Genomic DNA, 24,476 nt, shown 5'->3' with positions numbered 1-24,476 from the left:
GTGACTCCGCCGCTCGCCGCACGAGACGGGTGGCGGCCCCCGCAGTCACGCAGGCGAGAAGGGAACAGCCGAATGAGAGCGAGAGCAGGCGGCATCGCCGCACTGGTCCTGGGAGCGGCCCTCTGGTGTGCCGCCCCCGTGAGCGCCGCCCCCACCGAAGGCGTTCACCGCACGACGATCACCGCTTCGGAGCGCTCGGAGGCGCTGCGGTTCTGGACGGACGCCCGCTTGCGGTCCGCGCGGGACCTCGACGCCCCAGTCGCGTCCTCCGCCCCGCACACCTCCTCCGGCCTCACCGGGCGGCAGGCGGCCCCGGGGTCCGGTGAAGAGGTCCGGGTGGCGCCCCTGCCCGCCCCGCGCGCCGCCGCGACGGCCCCCGCCCCCTCCCTCGCGGCCTCGAACCCCGCCCCGTGGACCGGCGGCGGCCTCATCTCCACGACGGCGGGGAAGGTCTTCTTCCAGAACGCGGGCGGCGGCACCTTCGCCTGCTCGGCGACCGTCGCCAACGCGGACAACAAGTCGCTCGTCCTCACGGCAGGACACTGCGTCGTGGACGCGGGCACGGGCGAGGTCTACCGCAACTGGGTCTTCATCCCGGGCTACGCGAACGGCAACCGCCCCTACGGCACCTTCACCGCCTCGTCCCTCTTCCACCTCGACCAGTACGTGTCGACCGCGGGCAACGCCAACTACGACCTCGCCTTCGCCCGCCTCGCCCCGCTGAACGGCCGCAGCCTCGGTGACACGGTCGGCGCGCAGGGCATCGCCTTCAACTCGGCGACGGGCCGCGAGGTCCACTCCTTCGGCTACGGCGGCTCCGCGGCCGAGGGCAACGGCGAACGGCTCAACCACTGCTCGGGCGTCGAGTACCCGGACGCGGGCCGCGAGGGCTCCACGATGTGGGGCATCGACTGCGTGCAGACCGGCGGTTCGAGCGGCGGCGGCTTCCTCGCCGACTTCGACACCGCCTCCGGCGGGGGCTACCTCGTGGGCAACATCAGCGTGAGCGCCGGGAGCAGCGAGTACCACCCCGTGCTCGGCAACGAGGCCCTGGACCTGTACCGCAGGGCCGGAGCCGCCTGACCCCCCGCGGGACCGTCGTCCGGGCCCCCGTGTCCTTCCGGGGGCCCGGACGGTGTCACGCGACCGGGGCTGCCACGCGCTCCAGCCTCCGGGCTCCCGCGCGCGTCGCGAACGAGCGGGCCCAACTGCTCGTCGCGGCCGGGTCCTCCCGGTCCGAGAGGACGTAGTAGTCCATCTGGGCGCGGGCCGCGGTGACGTCGAGGACGCCGTAGCCGTGCGAGTCGAGATCGGCCCAGTGGACGTGCCGGTTCGCGGCGCGCAGCGCCGCCACGGCCACCGGTGACACCGACTGCGGCGGGACGCCGAGGATGTCGTCGATGTTGTCGGAGGTCACCGAGGTCACGACGAACTCCGTCGCCGCGCTCGCCGACAGCGGGTACGTGGCGGCGTTGACCGGCACGTCGTTGGCCCACGCGCTGTGGATGTCGCCGGTCAGGAAGACCGCGTCGCGGATGTTCTCCGCGCGCAGGTGGGCGAGGAGTTCGCGGCGGTCGTCGGTGTAGCCGTCCCACTGGTCCGGGTTGATCGCCAGACCGCCCGCCGGGATGCCCAGCAAGTCACGCAGGGGACCGAGGAGTTCGGCGGGAAGCGCGCCGAAGGCGAGCGGGGAGATCATCACGGAGGTGCCGATCAGCTGCCACTGTGCCGCCGAGGCGCTCAACCCCGCCTTGAGCCAGCCGAGTTGCGCGCGCCCCGTGATCGAACGCTCCGGATCGTCGACCGCCCCCGAGCCCGTCTTCGCCTGCTCGGAACGGAAGGAGCGCAGATCGAGCATGTGCAGCTCGGCGAGCCCGCCCCAGCCCACCCGCCGGTACACGGTCCCGGCCGTCGAGGGCCGGACCGGCATCCACTCGAAGTACGCCTGCTTCGCTGCGGCGACCCGCGCCGCCCAGTCGCCCTCCGCGCCGGGCGTGTGGTTCTCGGCGCCGCCCGACCAGGCGTCGTTGGCGAATTCGTGGTCGTCCCAGATCGCGACGAAGGGGTGGCGCGCGTGCACCGCCTGGACGTCGGCGTCGGTCTTCGTCGTCGCGTGCCGCAGCCGGTAGTCGGCGAGTGTCAGCGTCTCGTTGCGGGGGCTGTGGAGCCGGACCGGCTGCGTCGGGTAGGCGCCGCTCGCGTACTCGTAGACGTAGTCCCCGAGGTGCAGAACCGCGTCGAGGTCCGCCCGTGCGGCGAGATGCCGGTAGGCCGCGTAGTAGCCCGCCTCCCAGTTCGCGCAGCTCACGACGCCGAACCGGGCGCCGTCGACGCGCGCGCCCGCCGCGGGGGCGGTCCGGGTGCGCCCCGCGGGTGAGTGCGCGCCCTCGCGCGTGAAGCGGTAGTGGTACGTGGTCGCCGGGCGCAGTCCGCGCACGTCCGCCTTGACGGTGTGGTCCTGCTCGGGGCCCGTCCGGACGGTGCCCTGGGCCACGACGTGGGCGAAGGCGGCGTCCTCGGCCACCTCCCAGCCCACCTCGCCCGCGGCCCCGCGCCCCGAGCCCGGGGTCGCGTCCGGAGCGGGCGTCACGCGGGTCCACAGCAACACGCCGTCCGGGAGCGGGTCGCCGGAGGCGACACCGTGGAGGAAGAGCGGCGAGGCGGCGCGCGCGGCCGGCACGAGCGTCCCCGCGAGCACGGCGGAGACGGCGGCGGCCTTCACGACCGTGCGGCGGCGGGGGTGCGAAGGGTCGGCGGGGGGTCTGAGTGCGTCCTCGTGAGTCGTCACGAGCGCACGGTAGGGCGAGTGGAGCGGTCCGTGACAGGGTCCGTACGGAGGGTTTCCGCACCGTTCAGCCGGGCGTTGCCGCGCGATCCCGCCGGAGCGCGCCGTTTCGTACCGCGCTCACAGCCCCGGCGCCCCCCACACCGGGAACCACCGGCTCAGGTCCTCCTCCACGCGCAGGTCCGCGCCGAGCGCGGCGCGGACCTCCAGCTCCAGTTGGTTGTCCCGCTTCTCCCGCTCTCCCGGCAGCGGGGCGAAGGGGTAGAAGCTGCCGCGCTTGTAGAGGTAGACGAGGCCCAGGGCGCGGCCGTGCTCGTCCTGGAAGGCGAGGAGCGAGCAGAGGAGCTGGGGGCCGAAACCGCCCTCCTCCAGCAGTGTGTTCACCGCGTGCAGGTCGGTGACGAGGCCGCTCAGGTCCTCGGGCGGCTGGGTCGCGAGCAGCCACGTGTAGCCGTACGCGTCGCGGCTGAACTCGACGGGGACGCCGCCCCGCTCCGTATCGGCGTCGAGGAGTGCCCGTACGTCGTCCCGCACCCGGGCGAAGGACGCCCCCTCGGCGGCGGCGAAGCACACCGAGCCCTGTCCCGTCGGCCGGAAGCCGGTCGCCGCCTGGAGGGTGAGCGCCGCCGAGGGAACGGCGAAGAGCTGGTCGAGATCGGGGCGGACCGGCTTCGAGCGGCCGAGCAGCGCGTCGAGGAAACCCACGCGACCTCCAGTCGTGAACGGTGACGGGCGCGGCTCAGCGGGAGAGCTGGGCCGAGATGCGGGAGAGCTGGTCCAGGCGCTGCTGGAGCGTCGGGTGCGAGGAGAGCAGACGGCCGAGGCTCTCCTTCGAGGAGAAGGCGGGCACGAAGAAGAAGGCGTTGTACGGCTCCGCCTGGCGCAGGTCCCGCGTCGGGATGCGCGACATCTGCCCGCTCACCTTCGTCAGCGCCGACGCGAGCGCGGACGGCCGCCCGGTGAGGAGGGCCGCGGCGCGGTCGGCGGACAGCTCCCGGTACCGCGACAGGAGGCGGGTCAGGAGGAAGCCGATCGTGTAGACGGCCGCGCTGACCAGCGGAATCAGGAGCAGGGCCACGCCCACGGGGTCGTTCCTGTTCCCGCCGCGGGTGAGGCCGCTCCACAGGGCCATCCGGGTGATGAGCCCGGCGAGCACGCCGAGGAAGGAGGCGATCGTCATGACGAAGACGTCACGGTGCGCCACGTGCGACATCTCGTGCGCGAGCACGCCCTCCAGTTCCTCGGGCTCCAGGCGTCTGAGGAGCCCGGTCGTGACGCACACGAGCGCCGAGCGTTCGTTGCGGCCGGTCGCGAAGGCGTTGGGGACGTCGCTGTCGGCGATCGCGACGCGTGGTTTCCGCAGATCGGCCAGGGCGCAGATCCGGTCGACGACGCCGTGCAGTTCGGGGGCCTGCTCCGGGCTCACCTCGCGCGCGCCCATACCGAAGGCGGCGATGCGGTCGCTGAACCAGAACTGCGCGACGAAGAGCGCGCCGACCGCGATCAGGATGATCGGCCAGGCCCCGTGCAACACCGCGAGCAGGACGCCCACGAGGACGACATAGAGCAGACCGATGAGGAACATCGTGGTCACCATGCGCACGGTGAGCCCCTGGTCGGGTGCGTAGCGTGAACGACTGCGGGCCATTCCCGCCTCCCCTCATTGCCTTCCGCCGGTTCCGGCCGCGGCTGTCCCGCCGCCTCCGGCTTCCGCTTACTCCATAGTGCCCCCTTCTGTGTCGAATGGGCGTAAACGGATGTTCGAAAAGGGCTGCCGCACATGCCGCGGCCCCGGCGCCCCTCCGAAGAGGGCTGCCGGGGCCGCGCACGGGGTGGGGCCGGGGCCCTGGGTCAGCCGGCCGCCACGAAGCCCAGCTCGCCGTTGGTGTACGAGCCGTCGAGGTGGCCCTTCGTGATGCCGTACGGACCACCGATGTTCAGGTAGTCGGCGTTGACGTCCACGTGGGTGTACTCGGCTTCGCCGGCCACGAAGGACGGGCCCTCGTTGGCGGAGGCCAGGCTCGCGCCACCCAGAACGGCGGTGGCGGCAAGGGCGGTGGCGGCGAAGACGGTGCGAAGGCGCATGCAAACTCCTCGGTGAGGTGGGGTCGTTCGCAGCGAGACTTCCCCTGGTGAACCGTCATATCCCCTCCCGCAACTCGGATTCCATCGAATGGGTCAATGTCCGAACTGTTGACAACCACATCACATGATTGAAAACTCTTCGTGCTGGAACGCAGGAGAGCGACGGACTGACTCAAAAAATCCGCAGAACTTCTGCAAAAAACGGTAAGCGACTCTGTCTACCCCCACAGAACAGAGGACTCATGACCCACACGACACCCCGGTCCCCGCACGGCGGGCGCCACCGGGCCAGATGCCTGCTCGCCGCGGCGCCCGTCGCGGCCCTCCTCGTCGGCGGGCTGCTGCCCGCCGGCTCCGCGACGGCCGCCCCACCGGCCACCCCGGCCCCGGACCGCGTCGCGGCGGCGGCCCAGGGCGCCCAGGTCCCGTACACGGAGTACGAACTGGAGGACGGCGACTACCAGGGCACCCTGCTCACCGCCGACGCGAAACGGACGTTCGGGCATACCGACTTCGCGACCGAGTCGAGCGGTCGCAGCTCCGTGCGCCTGGAGAAGAGCGGCGACTACGCGGGCTTCACCTCCACCGTGCCCACCAACTCCCTCGTCCTGCGCGACTCCATCCCCGACGCCCCCGGCGGCGGCGGCCAGGAGGCGACGCTGAGCCTGTACGCGGACGGGCAGTTCGTGCGGAAGCTCGACCTGTCCTCGCGGCACTCGTGGCTGTACGGGAACACCGACGACCCTGAGGGCCTCACGAACACCCCGGGCGGCGACGCGCGGCGGCTCTTCGACGAGAGCCACACACTCCTCGACAAGAGCTACCCGGCGGGCACGAAGTTCCAGCTCAAGAAGGACGACGGGGACGACGCCGCGTACTACGTCGTGGACCTCGTCGACCTGGAGCAGGTCGCCCCGCCCGCCGAGAAGCCCGCCGCGTGCACCTCGATCACCGAGTACGGCGCCGTGCCCGACGACGGGAAGGACGACACCGAGGCCCTCCAGGCCGCCGTCACCGCCGACCAGAACGGCGACATCGACTGCGTCTGGATACCGGCCGGCCAGTGGCGCCAGGAGCAGAAGATCCTCACGAAGGACCCCGAGCACCGCGGCGAGTACAACCAGGTCGGCATCAAGAACGTGAAGATCGTGGGCGCCGGGATGTGGCACTCGCAGCTCTACACGCTCACCGAGCCGCAGGACGCGGGCGGCATCAACCACCCGCACGAGGGCAACTTCGGCTTCGACATCGACGACAACACGCAGATCTCCGACCTCGCCATCTTCGGCTCGGGGCGCATCCGGGGCGGCGACGGCAACGCCGAGGGCGGCGTCGGGCTCAACGGCCGCTTCGGCAAGAACACGAAGATCTCGAACGTGTGGATCGAGCACGCGAACGTCGGCGTGTGGGTCGGCCGCGACTACTCCAACATCCCCGAGCTGTGGAACCCGGCGGACGGGCTCGCGTTCACCGGGATGCGCGTCCGCGACACGTACGCGGACGGCATCAACTTCACCAACGGCACGAGCAATTCGAGCGTCACCGACTCCTCGTTCCGTACCACGGGCGACGACTCGCTCGCCGTCTGGGCCAGCCGCTACGTGAAGGACCCGGCCACCGACATCGGCCACGACAACACCTTCGCCGACAACACCGTCCAACTGCCCTGGCGTGCCAACGGGCTCGCGATCTACGGCGGTTACGGCAACAGCATCGAGAACAACCTCGTCTCCGACACGATGAACTACCCCGGCATCATGCTCGCCACCGACCACGACCCGCTGCCCTTCTCCGGCGAGACCCTCATCTCGGGCAACAGCCTCCACCGCACCGGCGGCGCCTTCTGGGGCGAGGCGCAGGAGTTCGGCGCGATCACGGTCTTTCCCGCGAGCCAGGACATCCCGGGCGTGGTCATCAAGGACACCGACATCCACGACTCCACCTACGACGGCATCCAGTTCAAGTCCGGCGGCGGCGCGGTGCCCGGCGCGAAGATCAGCGACGTGACGATCGAGAAGTCCAACAACGGCTCCGGCATCCTCGCCATGGGCGGGGCGCGCGGCGACGCGAGCCTCACGGACGTGACCATCAGCGGCTCGCGCGACGGGGACGTACTCGTCGAGCCCGGCTCGCAGTTCACGATCACCGGGGGGCCGCAAGCCGCCAGGTGAGCGCGTGGTCCGCTCCGCGCGAGCGGCCCCCACGAGACCGGCGCGGGGTTGGTGGACCCCTGCCCGCGCCAAGGACCCGTGCCCCGGGTGGACTTGCCGCCGCCCGGGGCACGGGCCGCTCCCGCGCGAGGCGGCGGGCCGCGCGGTTCCCGCCCGTTCACCCCGACTTCGGCCCGTCGCCACCGCGCGGCCGTCCCCGCGTGCGTGGATGTCCCCGTCCACCCCGCCCCGCCCCGGGAGCCCTCGTGTCCACCGTCACCCCGCCCCGTACCCCCCGCCGCCTCGGCGCGGGCCTCGTCGCCACCGCCGCGCTCGGCGCGCTCCTCGCCGCCGCGCCGCAGGCGAGCGCGGCGAGCCCGGCGCCCGCCGCGCGCCCCGGCGACCTCCTCACCGTCCGCCTCGACCAGCTCCTCCCGACCCAGCCGTCCGTCGGGAAGGACCAGATCTTCTACAAGCTCGGCCGGTACGGCAGCCGGAAGGACGAGCAGGCCGGGGACGTCAACAAGCGCTTCGACGACTGGTGCGAGACCAACGGCCAGGGCGAGGCCGAGAAGGTCCCCTCGGGCGCGCGGCTCGCCGACCCGACGAGCTTCACGTGCGAGATCCCGCTCGGCAAGGAGACCGACGAGAGCCGTGCCGCGATGAAGACCGTCGTCATCGGCCCCGGCGGCAGCCTCTACCTCACCGACGGCCACCACAGCCTGACCTCCTTCTGGGAGGCCGCGGACGGCGGCCCGGAGACTCCCATCAGGCTGCGCGTCCAGGCCGATTACAGCGGCCTGAGCCAGAGCGCCTTCTGGGACGAGATGCGCGCCCACCACTGGGTCTGGCTCCGCGACGAGCACGGCGCCCCCATCACGACGGACGAACTCCCCACCCGCCTCGGCCTCTCCCGCTTCCACGACGACCCCTACCGCTCCCTCGTCTACTTCACGCGCGACATCGGCTACACCGCGCCCGAGGACGCCGCCGAGTACCTGGAGTTCCTGTGGGGCGGCTGGCTGCGCGAGCGGCTCGACCTCGGCGCGTACGACCTCGACGACCCGGCCTCGTACCTCCGGGCGGTGCGCGACGCCTCCGAGCTGATGGTCGCCACCGACCCGGACGAGGTCATCGCGGACGGACGCACCGCCGCCGAACTCGGCCGCCTCGACGAGTGGAACGACGGCAAGAAGGCCGAGAAGGGCGAGTTCGGCAAGCTCTCGCAGCCGCTCAGCGCCGAGAAGCCCGGCAAGCTCGCCTTCGCGCTCGACTACCGCTCCCGCGTCGTCGCCCCGCCCCGCTGCACCACCACGCTGCGCGGCCCCCGCACGGGCCCGCTCGTCGTCGACTCCGGCGTCACGTGCCTCGACAACACGCGCCAGACCGGCCCCGTCGTCGTACGCGCCGGAGCGTCGCTCGTCGCGCTCGGGTCCGAACTCACCGGCCCCGTCCAGGCCGTGGGCGCGCGGAACGTCCACGTCTGCGGCACGACCATCGACGGACCGCTCTCCGTCGTCGGCTCCGGGCTCCGCACCGAGGGTCCCGGCTGCTCCGCCAACTCCTTCGCCGGACCTGTCCAGTTGGTGGCGAACACACGCGGCTGACTTGCCCCGTACCACCGTAATCCTCCCCGTTGATCCTTCAACAGGCGGACGATGCGCGGGGGTTGACCGGTCGCGCGCGTAAAGAATCCGTAGCAAAGGTTCGTACCTTCGCATTGACATCGCGCGCGGCCCGGCCGAATCTCTAAGGCGGTGCAGGTCCCTTCGCACCCCACCGGCCCCCCACGGGCCGCGCGCGGGGACCGAGCCTGTCCGGGTGGCCCCACGCCCCCGGCGGCGTGGCCGCGCACCTGGCGGGCGGCCCGTCGTACCCCCACCCGCCAGGGAGGTACCGTCATGCCCGCAGCAGCCCGTACCCGTACCCCCGGCGCCCCGCGCGCCTCCCGCACCCGCAGTCGCGGAGCGGGACGTCCGCTCGCCGCGGGGGCCGCGCTCCTCGCCGCCGCCTTCTGCGGCCTCGCGACCGCCCCGCAGGCCGGAGCGGCAACCGCTCCCGCACCCGTCGCCGCCGCCGCGCCGGGCGAGGCCCCGCCCGACTCCTTCTGGGGCGACACCTCCGCCTTCCCCGCGCCGAACAACGTCGTCACGGTCGCGGTCCTCAACCGCACCAACGGCCAGTACCCCGACAGCGAGGTCTACTGGAGCTTCAACGGCGAGACGCACTCCATCGCCGAACAGCCCTACGTCGACATGCCGGCGAACTCGGCGGGCCGCATGTACTTCTACCTCGGCTCGCCCGACAGCAAGTACCAGGACTTCATCGAGTTCACCGTCGGCGACAACGTCTTCAACGGCAACACGACCCGCGTCGACGCCTTCGGCCTCAAGCTCGCGATGCGCCTGCACGCCGAGGACGGCTACGACGTCCAGGTCGGCGAGGACTACGACACCTTCCAGCAGTCCCGCGAGCAGACCTTCCAGGAGTTCAAGGACGAGGTCCCCACCGAGTTCAAGGGCCTCGCCGACGACGCCACGCGCATCCCGGCCCCCGGCAGCTCGCCCGACTTCCGCGAGGGCGGCAAGTACGCGGACTACTTCACCGCCTACGCCCAGTCGCAGGGCGTCAACGCGCCCACCTCCGACATCACGGGCTGCGCGGGCGTGCTCGCCAACGACCCGGGCAAGTGCTCGGCGCTCAACCGCCACGTCGCGCAGCTCCCCGAGGACCAGTGGTCCACGCCGGACCTCTACTACAAGGACAGCCCGGCGAACTACTACGCGAAGTTCTGGCACGACCACGGCATCAACCACCTCGCGTACGGCTTCCCGTACGACGACTTCGCGGGCCAGTCGTCCTTCGTCTCGCACCAGGACCCGCAGTGGCTCGCGGTGGCCGTGGGGTGGTGACCTCCCGCGCACGGCGGTGACCTCCGGGGCGGTGGCATCCCGTCCCGGAGGGGCGGTGGCGTCCGGTCCCGGAGGAGCGGCGGTATCCGGTCCGGGAGGAGCGGTGGTATCCGGTCCCGGAAACTGAGCCGCCGAGGCTCCCGCACGCCGGCACGCCGGAGACACGCCACAGGGCCCGTACGAAGATCCGCTCTTCGTACGGGCCCTGTGGACAACCTGGACCTGCCGAGAACCGCCCGGCTCTCCGTGGACCTGCCCGGCTCTCCGCCGGACCTGCCCAGACGGACCGCGCGCGGGCCCCGACCCGGCCTCGCGGCCTGGACCCCAGGGGCCCGGACCGGGCCTCGCGTCCCGGACCACACGCCCCCGGCCTCAGCCCTCCGACAGCAACCCTTCCCGCAGCTTCCCCAGTGTCCGGCTCAGCAGCCGCGAGACGTGCATCTGGGACACGCCCAGCTCGGCCCCGATCTGTGCCTGGGTCAGCTCCTGCCCGAAGCGCAGTTCGAGCAGGTACCGCTCGCGATCGTCGAGCGTGCCGAGGAGCGGGCGCAGCGCCGTGAAGTTCTCGACCAGCTCCATCGCCGGGTCCCAGTCGCCGAGGAAGTCGGCGTAGGTCGTCGCGGTCTTCTGGTCCGGCTTGCCGCTCGTGCTGCTGTCGGCGGGCAGGTCGAGCGAGTCGGACATGTAGCCGTTCGCCGCGATGAGCCCGTCGATGACCTCCTCCTCGCTGATGTTCAGCTCGGCCGCCAGCTCCTTGACCCCCGGGTCGCGGTCCAGCTCGACCGCGAGGCGTTCCTTGGCCCGCGCGAGATCGACGCGCAGTTCCTGGAGCCGCCGGGGGACGTGCACCGCCCACGTGCTGTCGCGGAAGTACCGCTTGATCTCGCCGACGATGTACGGGATCGCGAAGGAGGTGAACTCGGCCTCGCGCGTGAGGTCGAAGCGGTCGATCGCCTTGATGAGGCCGATCGTGCCGACCTGGAGGATGTCCTCCATGTCGCCGTTGCCGCGGTTGCGGAAGCGGCGGGCGGCGAAGCGCACGAGGGACTGGTTCATCTCGATGAGCGTGTTGCGCGCGTACTGGTAGGCGTGCGTGCCCTCTTCGAGGACGACGAGCTGGTCGAAGAAGAGGCGCGAGAGTTCGCGGGCGTCCGTCGGGGCGATCTTCCCCGCGTCCTCTATCCAGGGCAGTCCGGCGGCGTCCGCCTCGGCCGCCGCCGGGCCGGACGTGCCCGTGCTGTGCGTGGAGATCGTCACGAGTAGCACCTTTGCAGTCGGTTGCGGTCGAAGAACTTCGACATGGCCCCGCCTGCCCCCGCGCATCGACGTCACACGCGACGAAACGCGACGATCGTGAAACGGCCCGAAATCATCAGGAGAACGGGGCCGACGAGCGCCGGAATACCGGCCTCGTCGGCACGGAAGATCTCCTCTCGGCATCCCCTTCCCCCTGCTGACCTGCCAACTCCGCACTCGATCGGCGATTTTTCACAGGGAATAAGAAAAGACACGAGCGGTCCCGAAAAATCTTGTGCATAACCGTTCCGGGGGCGGGAATTCGGGAACAAGGGTTTATGCAGGCCGACTGCCGAGGGCCCCGCCGCGCCGCACCACCCCGGTTGTTGGGTACGGTTTCCCAGGGCACCCTCAGGGTGCCGACGTACCGTCAGGCGTGCCGCCGGGGGCCGCGGGCGGGTGTGTCGCTGGTCCGCCGAACGAGTGAGGCGGGCGAGAATGAACGAATGCAGACAATCGTACGAGCCCGGACGGGGTGGGGCAGTGAACAGCCACGACGTCACTGATGAGCAGTGGGAAGGGCTCGCCCAGGTCGTACCGCTGCGCAGCAGCGACGCCTGGCCGTCCTGGCCGGGACACAGCGCGCTCCCGGACGCGGAGGCCGCCTCGCGCCGGCGCTTCGTCGTCCTGCGCGTGAACGTGTTCGCGGACGCGCGGGAGGTCGCCGAGACGCTCATGGCGCAGATCCCCGTGCTGCTCGACCTCAGCGGCGCCGAGAGCGAGACCGCCAAGCGCGTGCTCGACTTCAGCAGCGGCGTGGTCTTCGGGCTCGGCAGCGGCATGCATCGCGTCGACCGCAACGTCTTCCTGCTCGCCCCTCCCGGCACCGAGGTGCAGAGCCTGGTGGAGGGCGTGCGGGGCACGGGAACGATCGGCTGAGACGCCGTCCCCTGCGGCGAAGCGCGCGACGGGGGGCGCGGGCGCGCGCTTCGGTGGGCGGCCGGGGTGTCGCCCTGCGGGTAGGGGCGCGGGAGCCCCGGACGGTGGCGGCTCCGGGGAAACGGTTCCTCTTCGGAGCGCCGTCCGCGGGGCGAGCCGTCGTCCGGGGGGTGAGCCGTCGTCCGGGCGGCGAGCCGTTGTCCGCGAGGCGAACGACGCCGATCCGCCCCGCACCTCCGTACGTAGCACGCGCACGAGCGCCGCGCGCGGGTGCCCGCCGCCGGTGAAGCCGGGCCGCGTCGCCGGGAACGCGCACCGTTCGGTGCGGTGAGCGGCTCGCGTACCGCCTGGCGGGGTAAGGGCGGTGGGCATGCGGCGGGCCGAGGTTCGCCCGGCGGGGTGGCGGGCCTTTCCCCGGCTTCCCCCGATGGTGGGAAGCCGCCCCAGGCGAAACGGTTCGTCGCGGAGAGGCGTGTCTATCTTCCGCACATGCCTCCCACCTCAGGTCTCGGCCCCGCCGCGCAGGACGCCGAGTCACCGCAAGCCGTTCCGCCCGGCACGGACGACGCCCCCGCGCGGAGCGCCGCGCGCGTGCCCGGTCAGGCGGGCCGCGCCGACCGGAACGCGGACACCACGCCCCGGCCGCACCTGACCGAACTCCGTCTCTCCGCCTACGCCGGGCACCGCGCCACCGTCCTGCGCCTCGGCCCCGTCACCCTCCTCACCGGACCGAGCGGCGGCGGCAAGTCGACCGCGCTCGCCGCCTGCGCGGCACTCGCCGCGCTCGGCAACGGCGCCCCGCTCGCCGAGGCGTTCCCCGATCCGCGTGCCGCCGTCCCCGAGAACGCCCGCCCCGACCCGCAGCGGCGGCGCGGCTTCCGCATCGGCTGCGTCTCGGACGGCCCCGCCGGACCCGTACGTCTCGACCTCGCCGTGCAGGCGGAGCCCGAACTGCGCGTCGTGGGCGAGCGCCTCAGCGGCGACGGAGTCGTCTACCTCGAAACCGCCCTGCGCGACCCGGCCCGCCGCACCGTGCAGGCCGCCTGGCACACGGCGGGCAACGCGGCCGTCACACGCGCCCCGCTCCCCGACGACCTCCTCGGCACCACACTCCTGCCGCTGCGCGTCGCGGGCCGTACGAAGGAGCAACGACGCGTCCTCGCGGCGGCCGAGCAGACCGTCCTCGCCCTGCGCAGCCTCTTCCCGTGCGCCGCCGATCCCACGGCGATGCGCCCGCCCGCCCCCGGCGGTGACGGGCTGCTGCGCCGGGACTGCGCCAACCTCGCGGAGGTGCTGCACCGCGCCGCGCGCGAGTGCCGCACGCGGTACGGGCTCCTGGAGGCGTCCGTACGGGAGGGCTGCGCGGGCGTCGTCGACGGTCTCGCGACCGAGCTGCTGCCCGGCGGCGGCATCGCGGCACGGCTGCTGCGCCCCGAGGGCCCCGGGACGCCGCTGTCCCGTCTCGGTGACGGTGAACTGCGGTACCTGGCGATGGCGTTGGTGCTGTTCACCGGACCCGGCGTGCTCGACGTGGACCCGGCGAGCGAGGTGCCCGGCGCGCTCCAGACGCTCACCGTCCTCGCGGACGACTTCGACCTCCACCTCGACGAGCGCCAGGCCGCCCTGCTCCTGGACCTGGCGGCACGGATGGCCGCGCGCGGCCACATCCGCCTCCTCGGCGCGCTCTCCCGCCCGCCCGCGCCGCCGGGCGGCTCGCCGGGGGCGATCCCCGGGGTGCGGCTCGTGGAAGTGGGCGCGGCGGTACGTGGTACACCGGAGCGGTGACGAGTCAGACACCCCCGCCCGGGGCACCGGAAACCGCCTGGGACACGGCCCTTCAGGAGTTGCGCGCGCGCCTCACCGCCTTCGCCGCCGCCCGCGACTGGGAGCAGTACCACACACCGAAGAACCTCGCGGCGGCGCTCAGCGTGGAGACCTCGGAGCTCCTGGAGATCTTCCAGTGGCTGACCCCCGAGCAGTCGGCAGCCGTCCTGGACGATCCGGCGACCGGCTTCCGTGTCCACGACGAAGTCGCCGACGTCCTCGCCTACCTCCTCCAGTTCTGCCACGTCCTGGGCATCGACCCGGTGCGGGCCCTGCACGCGAAGATCGACAGGAACGAGGAGAGGTTTCCCGTGGAGGAGAGCGGCTGAAACGAAAATCTCGTCACTCTTCGGAGTGAGCCGTTGTGCGACTTCCCCGAAGTTATCCACAGATGTGCCGCGATGGCTTCCCGCGTCGCGCTCCGTCCAGCACGCTGAGTAGTGAACCGGCAACGGATGGACGGACTTCGGGGGACGGACGGATGGACGCGACACGGCTCGCGGTGGTGACGGCGGCGGCACTGGGCGCGGCACGCACCGAGACGGAGGTGGTACGGGAGGCGTGGCAGGCCCAGGCCCTGGCACGCGCGGTCGGCGGCGTCCTCGCGGCGACGGGCCCGCCTGCCCAGCGCGCCGAGGCCCGCAGGCTCCACGGGACGGGCGACACGGGTGCCCCGCCGTGCGTCCGGCCCCGCGCGAGCCGCCTCACGTCGGTCGCCGACCCGCCGCGCGCCCTCGACGCCCTGGAAGCGCTCCTCGAAGAGGCGGCCCACGCGCTGATCCCCCTCGCCGCGACGGCGGCGGAGAGCGGCACGTACGCGGACTGCATGGAAACGATCGAAGCGCTGGGCAACAGCCGGGACGCGGTCGGGGTGTTGCGGGGGCTGTGGGAGGAACCGGCGGAAGAGGCCGCGCGCGGAAAACCGGTCGACACCTGGAGAGGCGATCCGGGAGGCTGCGCGCGATGACAAGAATCGATGACATGCCGTCCGCGTGGGACGAGCGCACGCAGCTCACCACGTTCCTCGACTACGCGCGCGACACGGCCCGCGCCAAGTGCGAGGGCGTCTCCCCGGAGCACGCCCGCACGGCCCCCCTGCCCGGATCCCCGCTGATGACGATGAGCGGGGTGATCAACCACCTCCGGTGGGTCGAGTACTACTGGTTCCAGGTGATCCTGCTCGGCGAGGAGGACGAGGGCCCCTGGACCGACGAGGACCCCGACCGCGAGATGCGCATAGCCGTCGACTCCCCGCTCCCGCGGCTGCTCGCCGCCTACGCGGACCAGAGCGCCCGCTACCGCGAACTGGTCGCGCGCACCCCCCTGGACAAGCAGGCCCAACGCCCCACCCGCGACGGCCGCCACACCGACCTGCGCTGGATACTCCTGCACCTCACGGAGGAAACAGCCCGCCACAACGGCCACTTGGACATCCTGCGGGAACTGCTGGACGGGACGAAGGGGCAGTAGGAGGCCCGGCGGGAATACGGCGTTCGGGGGCGCTGCGTCCGGTGGGGGAGGGGCCGGCGGACAGGTGGTCCGAGGGCGGCCTTCGGCGGGCGCGGCGCGGGTGAGACGGCGTGACAACGCCCGGGCGGCGGTGGGGCGTTCGAGGGATTGGGCGGTGGCCGTACATCGGTCTCCATCCGCCGGGTCGGAGCGGTCGGAGGTGGCGCGGGAGCAGCCATGTTGAACCGAAGGCTCGCACCGGGGCGAGGGCGACCAGTCCGGCGTCGCTGAGCCGGGGCGTATGGCCGACCGGTGGGCGTGCCGTGGCGCCAGGCCGGGATGCTTCCCCCAACGGGTTGTCGTCCCCGCCGATGCGTAGTCGTCGCCGCATGGCGTGCTGTCGCGCGGCAGTCGCCGTCCTTCGCCCCGAACGATCCTGGCCACCGTATGTCTCGTCTCCGCAGCCCACCCTTGGACCACCACCAGGAGGAACCGGTGTCATCCACGCGACCGCTCACCCCCGAGCAGAAGCTCGCCGACGCGAAGGAGCTGTTGCGCCTCCCGCCTGTCGTCGTGATCTGCGGCTCCACCCGCTTCATGAGCGAGATGAACGAGGCCGATCTGCGGGAAACCACAGCCGGAAGGATCGTCGTCAAACCGGGCTGCGACATGAAGTCGCCGCACGAACTGTGGTCCGATCCTGCCGAGGCCCAGGCACTGAAGGTGCGGCTCGACGAGCTGCATCGAGCGAAGATTCGCCTCGCGGATGAAGTACTCGTCGTCGGCGACTACATCGGAGACAGCACGCGCGCCGAAATCGCCTACGCGCGGTCGTTGGGCAAGCCCGTGCGGTTCACGCACCCCGAAGTCGACCCCGACGCCTGACCGCTGGCCGTCCCCGCGACGCCCCCTCTCGGCGCACGCGGGGCGGGGTGCGGTCTTCCGGGAGGGGCGTGCCCGGAGTGGCGGTGGGCTGGGGCGGGCCCGGGGATGGTCGGTGCGGACTCGCTCTGCGGGGCCGGGGCGGGCGAGAAGATACGGCTCCGCTCCTGCGGGAACGTGGCCGGGGCCGCTGCTCGCTGCGGCTTTCGGTGGTTGCGGGCGCGGCGTCGTTCGAGAGTCTGCGGGGCCGCGCGCGCCCGCCCCGGGGGCTGAACGTTTCGTGGTGCGGGGGCGTCCAGGGGGTGTCGTCGGTCCCGGGAGGTTCGGGGTGGTCGCTTTGCGGTGGGTGGGGGCGCGGGTGGCTCTCGCGGTCGGGTTGCTCGTGGTCGGTGCGGGTTGTGGGAGGCAGGCGGGGGGCGCCGGGGACGATGCGGAGGTGTTGCGGCAGCGGGCCCGGCGGGTCGGGGCGGCCTGGGAGGGCTCCGAGGCGGCGGCCTCGTGGCGGGCGGGATACCACCCCGTGGGCGGTGCGGTGCGGCTGCCGCGCGGGGGATGGCGGAGCAGGGGTGACCGACGCGCCTATGAGCAGGGGGCATTTGCGCTGCAAGGGGAGTTGCCTCGCAGCCGGACGACGGGGGTCAGGGTCGCCTGGCCGGGGCGGGCATCGGTCGTCCGGCCGCTCGTGGGGGTCCAGGACTCGTACGCGCGGATGGCCTTCGGCCGGGGCGGCGGGCAGCCGCACCTCACTGTGACCGGGGCGCGGCTCGGCACGATGAGGGTCGCCACCACGCGTGGACCGGCGACCGTCCCGGCCTGGCTCTTCGCGCTGGACGGCTACGACACCCCGCTCCGGCGGGCCGCCGTGGCCTCCTCGCCCACCCCACGCTCCCCGATCGCCCCCACCCGCTCCGTGCCCGGTCGGCGGCTGGACCGGCTTGGCGGGGTCAGTGGGGACGGGCGCACGGTCACCGTGGTCGCTGTGCGCGGTGTGTGCGACGGGGGTGCGCGCGTAGGGGTTCTGGAGGGGCGGGACGCCGTCGTGCTGTCCGGGTCCGTCGTGAAGGGCCGGGGCTCCGGTCCGTGCACGAAGCAGGCGCAGCTCATGCCGGTCCGGGTGCGGCTCAAGCGGCCTCTCGGTGGGCGGGTCCTGCTCGACGCGCTCAGCGGAGCGCCGGTCCCGTACAGGGAGGCACCTCCGGGCTGAGCGCGCGGTGGGGCCGTCGCGGGCTTCCGGGCGGGGGCGTCCTGGCGTCTTCGGGACGGTGCGTCCGCCACGTGTCGTCGGCCCCCATACGTCACGGAACCCGTGGGGGACGGTCCGTGTGTCGGCGCCCCGGCGATTCACCCGACCGTGGAACGGGTCCCCGGCGGGGTGCGGGGCGGTCGGCGTGGGAGGGAGGGGGCAGGATGGGAGGCATGGATCTGCGTATCTTCACCGAGCCCCAGCAGGGCGCCACGTACGACACACTCCTCACCGTCGCGAAGGCGACCGAAGACCTCGGCTTCGACGCGTTCTTCCGCAGCGACCACTACCTCCACATGGGCGGCGACGGCCTCCCCGGCCCGACGGACGCCTGGATCACCCTCGCCGGGCTCGCCCGCGAGACGAAGCGCATCCGCCTCGGGACGCTCATGACGGCCGCGACCTTCCGGCTCCCCGGCGTCCTCGCGATCGAGGTCGCGCAGGTCGACCAGATGTCCGGCGGGCGCGTCGAACTCGGCATCGGCGCGGGCTGGTTCGAGGAGGAGCACAAGGCGTACGGGATTCCGTTCCCGAAGGACAAGTTCTCGCGTCTTGAGGAACAGCTCGCGATCGTCACCGGGCTGTGGGAGACGAAGCCGGGGGACACCTTCAGCTACGAGGGCCGCCACTACCAGCTGGAGAACTCCCCGGCCCGCCCGAAGCCCGCGCAGTCGCGGCTGCCGGTGCTCATCGGCGGGTTCGGCGCGAGCCGTACGCCGAAGCTCGCGGCGCGGTACGCGGACGAGTTCAACGTGCCCTTCGGCTCGATCGAGGACACCGAGCGGCAGTTCGGCCGGGTGCGCGCCGCGGCGAGCGAGGCGGGCCGCAGCCCCGAGGACCTCGTCTACTCGAACGCGCTCGTCGCCTGCGTCGGTGCGAACGACGCCGAGGTGGCGCGTCGCGCGGCGGCGATCGGCCGCGAGGTCGACGAGCTGAAGCAGAACGGGCTCGCCGGCACCCCGGCCGAAGTGGTCGACCGCATCGGTCAGTTCGCCGCGGTCGGCTCCCAGCGGATCTACTTCCAGATCCTCGACCTGGACGACCTCGACCACCTGGAGCTGATCTCCTCGCAGGTGCGGAGCCAGCTGAGCTGAGCCACGCGGGGGCGGGGCGGCGGCACGGCCGGTACACGGGCCCGAGCGTCCGTGTACGGACCGTGCCCGCCCCGGTCCGGCGGAGTGGTCACTCCGGACGGAGGTGACCGGGGGCGGCGCCTGGTTCCCGGGGGAGCTGCCCATCGCCTCGCGCGGGAGCGTGCCGGTTAAATCCGTCGTGCGTGGACCCGTGCCCACTCCATAATCACAAGGTGTTCATGACCTTGACGACCACCGGTACCCCCGAAGCGCCCGCCTCCGACCTCGGCTTTCTGCTGCACAAGCATCCCGAGCGGGCCCAGCGCTTCGACACGGCGCACGGGACGGCGCACGTCTTCTACCCCGAGGCCGGGGTCGAGCGGTGCTCGGTGGCGTTGCTCCTGGAGATCGACCCCGTGGCGCTCGTGCGGCGCGGGAAGCGCAAGGGGCGCGGCAAAGCGCCGGACGCCTCGCTCGCGCAGTACGTCAACGACCGCCCGTACGCGGTGTCCTCGCTCTTCACCGTCGCGCTCGGCACCGTCTTCAAGACGGCCATGCACGGCGACTGCAAGGCGAGGCCGGAGCTGGCCGGGCGCGTGCTGCCGCTGCGGATCGAGCTGCCCGCCGTGCCCGCGAACGGCGACCCGGGCCTCGTCGAGCGGCTCTTCGCGCCGCTCGGCTGGACCGTGACCGCCGAGCCCGTCGCGCTCGACCCCGCCTTCCCCGAGTGGGGGGACTCCCGGTACGTGCGGCTCGTGCTCGAAGGCGAGCAGGTGCTCGCCGAGGCGCTGCGCCACCTGTACGTGCTGCTGCCGGTCCTCGACGGCACCAAGCACTACTGGGCCTCGGCCGACGAGGTCGACAAGCTCCTCCGGGCCGGTGAGGGCTGGCTGCCCGCGCACCCCGAGCAGGCGTACATCACGCGCCGCTACCTCAGCTACCGCTTCTCGCTCACGCGCGAGGCCATGGAACGCCTCGAACTCCTCCGGCTCGCCGAGTCCGACGACACGGGGGCCGAGCACATCGACAACGCGGTCGAGGACGGCACGGAAGAGGCCGCCGAAGACGGCGGTACCGAGAACGAGGCCGCCGAGGCCAGCGGCATGGAGAGCGAGGCCCGTGAGGGCAGCGGCATGGAGAACGAGGCCGCCGAGCCCGCACGCCCGGTGACCCTCGCTTCCCGCCGCCGCGCCGCGATCGTCGAAGCGCTCCGCGCGGCGAACGCCACCCGCGTCCTCGACCTCGGCTGCGGCGAGGGCACGCTGGTCAGGGAACTGCTCAAGGACACGCGCTTCACGCACGTCCTCGGCATGGACGTCTCGCAGCGCGCGCTCCAGATCGCCGCGCGCCGCCTGCGCGTCGACCGGATGCCCGAGCGGCAGGCGGCCCGGCTCACGCTCGTGCAGGGCTCGCTCGCGTACACCGACCCGCGCCTCGCCGGGTACGACGCCGCCGTGCTCAGCGAGGTGATCGAGCACGTCGACCCGCCGCGCCTCGCGACGCTCGCGTACACCGTCTTCGGAGCCGCGCGCCCCGCGACGGTCGTCGTGACGACGCCGAACGCCGAGTACAACGTGCGCTGGGAGACCCTGCCCGCCGGGCACGTGCGCCACCACGACCACCGCTTCGAGTGGGACCGCGCGCAGTTCGGGCGCTGGGCCGAGGAGGTCGCCGCCACGTACGGGTACACCGTGGCGTACGCGCCCGTCGGCGACGAGGACCCCGAGGTGGGCCCGCCGACGCAGCTCGCCCGCTTCACCCGTACCGACACCCTCGCGTCCGTCACGGACACCACCACAAAGGAAGGAGCGGCGGCATGAGCGAGAACACCACCACCGAGACCGCCGCCGGCCCCGCAGGCGCCCCGGCGCCCCCCGCCCCCGCGAGAAGCCGTCGCTGCCCCGTGCCCGACCTCTCCCTCGTCGTCCTCATCGGCGCGACGGGATCGGGCAAGTCCACATTCGCCGCAAGGCACTTCAAGCCGACCGAGGTGCTCTCCTCCGACTTCTGCCGGGGGCTCGTCGCGGACGACCAGAACGACCAGAGCGCCTCGCGCGACGCCTTCGATGTGCTGCACCACATCGCGGGCAAGCGGCTCGCCGCCGGGCGCCTCACCGTCGTCGACGCGACGAGCGTGCAGCGCGAGAGCCGCAAGCAACTCATCGACCTGGCACGGGAGTACGACGTGCTGCCCGTCGCGATCGTCCTCGACGTGCCCGAGGAGGTGTGCGCCGAGCGCAACGCGGGGCGCGAGGACCGGGCGGGTGTCCCGCGCCGCGTCATCCAGCGCCACCAGCGCGAACTGCGGCGCTCGCTGCGGGGATTGGAGCGCGAGGGCTTCCGCAAGGTGCACGTGCTCAAGGGGGTCGCCGAGGTCGGTGCGGCGGAGGTCGTGCGCGAGAAGCGCTTCAACGACCTGCGCGAACTCACCGGCCCTTTCGACCTGATCGGCGACGTGCACGGCTGCTCCGCCGAGCTGGAGGAACTGCTCGGCAAGCTCGGCTACGAGGACGGGACGCACCCCGAGGGCCGGACCGCCGTGTTCGTGGGGGACCTCGTGGACCGGGGCCCCGACACGCCCGCCGTCCTGCGCCGCGTCATGGGCATGGTCGCGGCGGGGACCGCGCTGTGCGTGCCCGGCAACCACGAGAACAAGCTGGGCCGTCACCTGAGCGGCCGCAGGGTGACCGTCGCGCACGGACTCGCCGAGACCATCGAGCAGTTGGAGCGCGCCGAGGCCGAGGAGCCCGGATTCAAGGAGAAAGTCGCGGAGTTCGTGCGCGGCCTCGTGAGCCACTACGTGCTCGACGGCGGCGCACTCGTCGTCTCGCACGCCGGGCTCCCCGAGCGCTACCACGGCCGCACCTCCGGACGGGTCCGCTCGCACGCGCTCTACGGCGACACGACGGGCGAGACCGACGAGTTCGGCCTGCCCGTGCGCTACCCGTGGGCCGAGGACTACCGGGGCAGGGCCGCCGTCGTCTACGGGCACACCCCCGTGCCCACGGCGACGTGGCTCAACAACACCATCTGCCTCGACACCGGCGTCGTCTTCGGCGGCCGGCTCACCGCGCTGCGCTGGCCCGAGCGCGAACTCGTCGACGTGCCCGCGCACCAGCAGTGGTACGAGCCCGCGCGGCCCCTCGAATCCGCCGCGCCCGGCGGCCACCAGGGCCGTCCGCTCGCGCTCGGCGACGTCGCGGGCCGCCGCACCGTCGAGACCCGCACGCTCGGCCGGATCGGCGTGCGCGAGGAGAACGCGGCGGCGGCCCTGGAGGTCATGAGCCGCTTCGCGGTCGACCCGCGCCTCGTCCCGTACCTGCCCCCGACCATGGCACCGACACCGACCTCGCACCGCGAGGGCTACCTCGAACACCCCGAGAACGCCTTCGCCTCCTACCGCGAGGACGGCATCGCGCACGTCGTGTGCGAGGAGAAGCACATGGGCTCGCGCGCCGTCGCCCTCGTGTGCCGCGACGCGGCCACGGCCGTCGAGCGCTTCGGCCTCGCGGACGAGGGCGAAGCGACCCCCACGGGGGCGCTCGTGACCCGCACCGGACGCCCCTTCTTCGACGACCGCGCGGTCACCGAGGACGTGCTCGCCCGACTGCGGGCGGCGGTCGGCAAGAGCGGGCTGTGGGACGAACTGGACACGGACTGGCTCCTGCTGGACGGCGAGCTGCTGCCGTGGTCCCTCAAGTCCACGGGGCTGCTCCGCTCGCAGTACGCGGCCGTGGGCGCCGCCGCCGGGGCGGTCTTCCCCGGCGCGCTCGCCGCGCTCGACGAGGCCGCGAAGCGGGGCGTCGATCTCGGCGACCTCGGCGAGCGGCAGCGCGAACGGGCGAGCGACGCCGCCGCGTTCACCGAGGCGTACCGCCGGTACTGCTGGCCGGTGCGGGGGCTCGACGGCGTCGAGTTCGCGCCGTTCCAGCTCCTCGCCGCGCGCGGGCGGTCCCTCGCCGCCGTGCCGAACGACGCCCAACTCGCCTACGTGGACCGCATGGTGGCCGCCGAAACGACGGGTCTGCTCCGCCCGACGCGGCGCGTGTACGTGGACACCACCGACGAGGACTCGGTGCGTGCCGGGACCGACTGGTGGCTCGCGCTCACCGCCGAGGGCGGCGAGGGCATGGTCGTCAAGCCGGTCGAGGCGCTCGCCCGCTCGGCCACGCGCAAGCTCGCGCAGCCGGGCGTCAAGTGCCGGGGCCGCGAGTACCTGCGCATCATCTACGGGCCCGAGTACACCCGCCCGGAGAACCTGAAGCGGCTGCGCGAGCGCCACCTCGGCCACAAGCGCTCGCTCGCGCTGCGCGAGTACGCGCTCGGCCTCGAAGCGCTCGACCGCCTCGCCGAGGGCGAACCGCTGTGGCGGGTGCACGAGGCGGTCTTCGCGGTCCTCGCGCTGGAGTCGGAGCCGGTCGACCCCCGGCTGTGAGCCGGCCGGGGCCGCGTGGGGCGGTACGGGGCGACATGCCCCGTACCGCCCCACGTCGGTTCCGCACACCTCGTGGCGTGACGGGTGCGCGGGCCGTCCGGCGGACAAGATGACAGGCATGGCCTTCCACGTCGATTCCGAGACCGGCCGGCTGCGGCGCGTCGTCCTGCACCGCCCCGGCCTCGAACTCAAACGACTGACCCCCAGCAACAAGGACGCCCTCCTCTTCGACGACGTGCTGTGGGTGCGCCGCGCGAAGGAGGAGCACGACGCCTTCGCCGCCGTGCTGCGGGAACGCGGCGTCGCCGTGCACCTCTTCGCCGACCTGCTGCGCGAGACGATGGCGCTCCCCGAGGCGCGGCGCCTCGTCCTCGACCGCGTCTTCGACGACAAGGAGTACGGGCCGCTCGCCACCGACCGCCTCCGCGCCTCCTTCGACGCGCTCGCGGAGGACGAGCTGACCGAGGCGCTCATCGGCGGCATGACCAAGCGCGAGTACCTGGAGCGCTGGCCCGAGCCCGTCTCGGTGGGCTTCCACGTCATGGAGCCCGACGACTTCCTCCTCGGCCCGCTGCCCAACCACCTCTTCACGCGCGACACCTCCGCGTGGATCTACGACGGCGTGTCCATCAACGCGATGCGCTGGCCCGCCCGGCAGCGCGAGACCGTCCACTTCGAGGCGATCTACCGGCACCACCCGCTCTTCACCGGGCCCGAGGCGGGCGACTTCCGCATGTGGTCCGAGGGGCAGCCCGACTACCCGTCCACGATCGAGGGCGGCGACGTCCTCGTCCTCGGCAACGGCGCGGTCCTCATCGGCATGAGCGAGCGCACGACGCCGCAGGCCGTCGAGATGCTCGCCACGAAACTCTTCGCCGCGGGGTCCGCGCGCACGATCGTCGCGCTCGACCTGCCCAAGCGGCGCGCCTTCATGCACCTCGACACCGTCATGACGATGGTCGACGGCGACACCTTCACGCAGTACGCGGGCCTCGGGGACCTCCGCTCCTACACGATCGAGCAGGGCGCGGGCCCGCGCGACCTCAAGGTCACCGACCACCCGCCCGCGCACATGCGCCGCGCGCTCGCCGCCGCGCTCGGCCTCGACTCCGTACGGGTCCTCACGGCGACGCAGGACGTGCACGCCGCCGAACGCGAGCAGTGGGACGACGGCTGCAACGTGCTCGCCGTGGAACCCGGCGTCGTGCTCGCGTACGAACGCAACGCGACGACCAACGCGTACCTGCGCAAGCAGGGCATCGAGGTCGTCGAGATCCCGGGCAGCGAGCTGGGGCGGGGGAGGGGCGGGCCGCGGTGCATGAGCTGCCCGGTGGAACGGGACGCGGTGTGACGGAGACCTGCTCCACCTCCCTATCGGCCGTATAGAAATGCCTGGTACCGTATACACTTCCATTCCGTCATTCGTCGCCTCCGTACCTCCCCGTACGCGGCACCCCGGGAGC

20 protein-coding genes are annotated in these 24,476 nt (G+C 72.6%); 15 read left to right on the top strand and 5 right to left on the bottom strand.

Annotated elements, in window-relative coordinates; genetic code table 11:
• Positions 1-72 precede the first annotated feature (72 nt).
• Positions 73-1,083, top strand: coding sequence for a trypsin-like serine peptidase (locus STTU_RS06595; RefSeq protein ID WP_234019176.1), 1,011 nt, complete (start codon positions 73-75; stop codon positions 1,081-1,083).
• 55 nt (positions 1,084-1,138) lie between these two features.
• Here the strand turns inward: STTU_RS06595 and STTU_RS06590 are convergent, their stop codons facing one another.
• From STTU_RS06590 to STTU_RS06575, 4 genes are all read right to left on the bottom strand, one after another.
• Positions 1,139-2,788, bottom strand: coding sequence for an alkaline phosphatase D family protein (locus STTU_RS06590; RefSeq protein ID WP_420713546.1), 1,650 nt, complete (start codon positions 2,786-2,788; stop codon positions 1,139-1,141).
• Between the two features lie 117 nt (positions 2,789-2,905).
• A complete protein-coding gene (gene pspAB, locus STTU_RS06585) occupies positions 2,906-3,490 on the bottom strand; it encodes a PspA-associated protein PspAB (RefSeq protein WP_007821015.1) in 585 nt (194 codons plus the stop codon).
• A gap of 34 nt (positions 3,491-3,524) precedes the next feature.
• Entirely contained in the window at positions 3,525-4,433 is a 909-nt protein-coding gene (gene htpX / locus STTU_RS06580; protein ID WP_043254388.1) for a zinc metalloprotease HtpX, read from the bottom strand.
• Between the two features lie 203 nt (positions 4,434-4,636).
• Positions 4,637-4,870, bottom strand: coding sequence for a hypothetical protein (locus STTU_RS06575; RefSeq protein ID WP_007821012.1), 234 nt, complete (start codon positions 4,868-4,870; stop codon positions 4,637-4,639).
• 242 nt (positions 4,871-5,112) lie between these two features.
• Here STTU_RS06575 and STTU_RS06570 point away from each other — a divergent pair, with 242 nt between their 5' ends.
• From STTU_RS06570 to STTU_RS06560, 3 genes are all read left to right on the top strand, one after another.
• Positions 5,113-7,041 carry a glycosyl hydrolase family 28-related protein gene (locus tag STTU_RS06570; RefSeq protein WP_007821009.1) on the top strand — a complete coding sequence of 643 codons (1,929 nt, stop codon included), beginning with the start codon at positions 5,113-5,115 and terminating at the stop codon, positions 7,039-7,041.
• A gap of 245 nt (positions 7,042-7,286) precedes the next feature.
• Positions 7,287-8,627, top strand: a complete 1,341-nt coding sequence (locus STTU_RS06565) for a ParB/Srx family N-terminal domain-containing protein (protein ID WP_043254385.1) — start codon at positions 7,287-7,289, stop codon at positions 8,625-8,627.
• 294 nt (positions 8,628-8,921) lie between these two features.
• Positions 8,922-9,932: a glycoside hydrolase family 64 protein gene (locus STTU_RS06560; protein WP_007821006.1), complete on the top strand. Its 1,011-nt coding sequence runs from the start codon at positions 8,922-8,924 to the stop codon at positions 9,930-9,932.
• Positions 9,933-10,304: 372 nt separating this feature from the next.
• Here STTU_RS06560 and STTU_RS06555 read toward each other — a convergent pair whose 3' ends face one another.
• Complete coding sequence (locus STTU_RS06555; RefSeq protein WP_007821000.1) at positions 10,305-11,189, bottom strand: SigB/SigF/SigG family RNA polymerase sigma factor; 885 nt, start codon at positions 11,187-11,189, stop codon at positions 10,305-10,307.
• A 522-nt stretch (positions 11,190-11,711) separates the two neighbouring features.
• Here STTU_RS06555 and STTU_RS06550 point away from each other — a divergent pair.
• The 11 genes from STTU_RS06550 to STTU_RS06500 all read left to right on the top strand — a co-directional run bounded on the left by STTU_RS06550 (position 11,712) and on the right by STTU_RS06500 (position 24,364).
• Positions 11,712-12,107: a cell division protein SepF gene (locus tag STTU_RS06550; RefSeq protein WP_007820996.1), complete on the top strand. Its 396-nt coding sequence runs from the start codon at positions 11,712-11,714 to the stop codon at positions 12,105-12,107.
• Positions 12,108-12,596: 489 nt separating this feature from the next.
• The gene (locus STTU_RS06545; RefSeq protein ID WP_043254383.1) at positions 12,597-13,892 is read left to right on the top strand and encodes a hypothetical protein; all 1,296 of its coding nucleotides are present in this window, start codon (positions 12,597-12,599) and stop codon (positions 13,890-13,892) included.
• Entirely contained in the window at positions 13,889-14,260 is a 372-nt protein-coding gene (locus STTU_RS06540; RefSeq protein WP_009069186.1) for a nucleotide pyrophosphohydrolase, read from the top strand. Before STTU_RS06545 ends, STTU_RS06540 begins: the two co-directional genes overlap by 4 nt.
• Positions 14,261-14,412: 152 nt before the next feature.
• Entirely contained in the window at positions 14,413-14,898 is a 486-nt protein-coding gene (locus STTU_RS06535; protein WP_010269575.1) for a DUF6099 family protein, read from the top strand.
• Positions 14,895-15,401, top strand: coding sequence for a DinB family protein (locus STTU_RS06530; protein WP_043254380.1), 507 nt, complete (start codon positions 14,895-14,897; stop codon positions 15,399-15,401). Before STTU_RS06535 ends, STTU_RS06530 begins: the two co-directional genes overlap by 4 nt.
• A 426-nt stretch (positions 15,402-15,827) precedes the next feature.
• Positions 15,828-16,265 (top strand): hypothetical protein, encoded by a 438-nt coding sequence (locus tag STTU_RS06525; RefSeq protein ID WP_086021129.1) that lies wholly within the window; start codon positions 15,828-15,830, stop codon positions 16,263-16,265.
• A 610-nt stretch (positions 16,266-16,875) separates the two neighbouring features.
• Positions 16,876-17,466: a hypothetical protein gene (locus tag STTU_RS06520; protein WP_093852783.1), complete on the top strand. Its 591-nt coding sequence runs from the start codon at positions 16,876-16,878 to the stop codon at positions 17,464-17,466.
• A 212-nt stretch (positions 17,467-17,678) separates the two neighbouring features.
• The gene (locus STTU_RS06515; protein WP_043254374.1) at positions 17,679-18,599 is read left to right on the top strand and encodes an LLM class F420-dependent oxidoreductase; all 921 of its coding nucleotides are present in this window, start codon (positions 17,679-17,681) and stop codon (positions 18,597-18,599) included.
• A gap of 218 nt (positions 18,600-18,817) precedes the next feature.
• On the top strand, positions 18,818-20,398 hold the full coding sequence (locus tag STTU_RS06510) for a 3' terminal RNA ribose 2'-O-methyltransferase Hen1 (protein ID WP_043254372.1): 1,581 nt from the start codon (positions 18,818-18,820) through the stop codon (positions 20,396-20,398).
• Entirely contained in the window at positions 20,395-23,013 is a 2,619-nt protein-coding gene (locus STTU_RS06505) for a polynucleotide kinase-phosphatase (protein WP_234019175.1), read from the top strand. Before STTU_RS06510 ends, STTU_RS06505 begins: the two co-directional genes overlap by 4 nt.
• A gap of 118 nt (positions 23,014-23,131) precedes the next feature.
• The gene (locus STTU_RS06500) at positions 23,132-24,364 is read left to right on the top strand and encodes an arginine deiminase (RefSeq protein ID WP_007820980.1); all 1,233 of its coding nucleotides are present in this window, start codon (positions 23,132-23,134) and stop codon (positions 24,362-24,364) included.
• The last annotated feature ends 112 nt before the right edge of the window (positions 24,365-24,476 follow it).

Origin of the sequence: Streptomyces sp. Tu6071 (genome assembly GCF_000213055.1) — a bacterium.
GTDB lineage: Bacteria > Actinomycetota > Actinomycetes > Streptomycetales > Streptomycetaceae > Streptomyces > Streptomyces evansiae.
The sequence above is the reverse complement of the archived record's forward strand: the minus strand, read 5'-3'. Positions and strand labels throughout refer to the sequence as shown.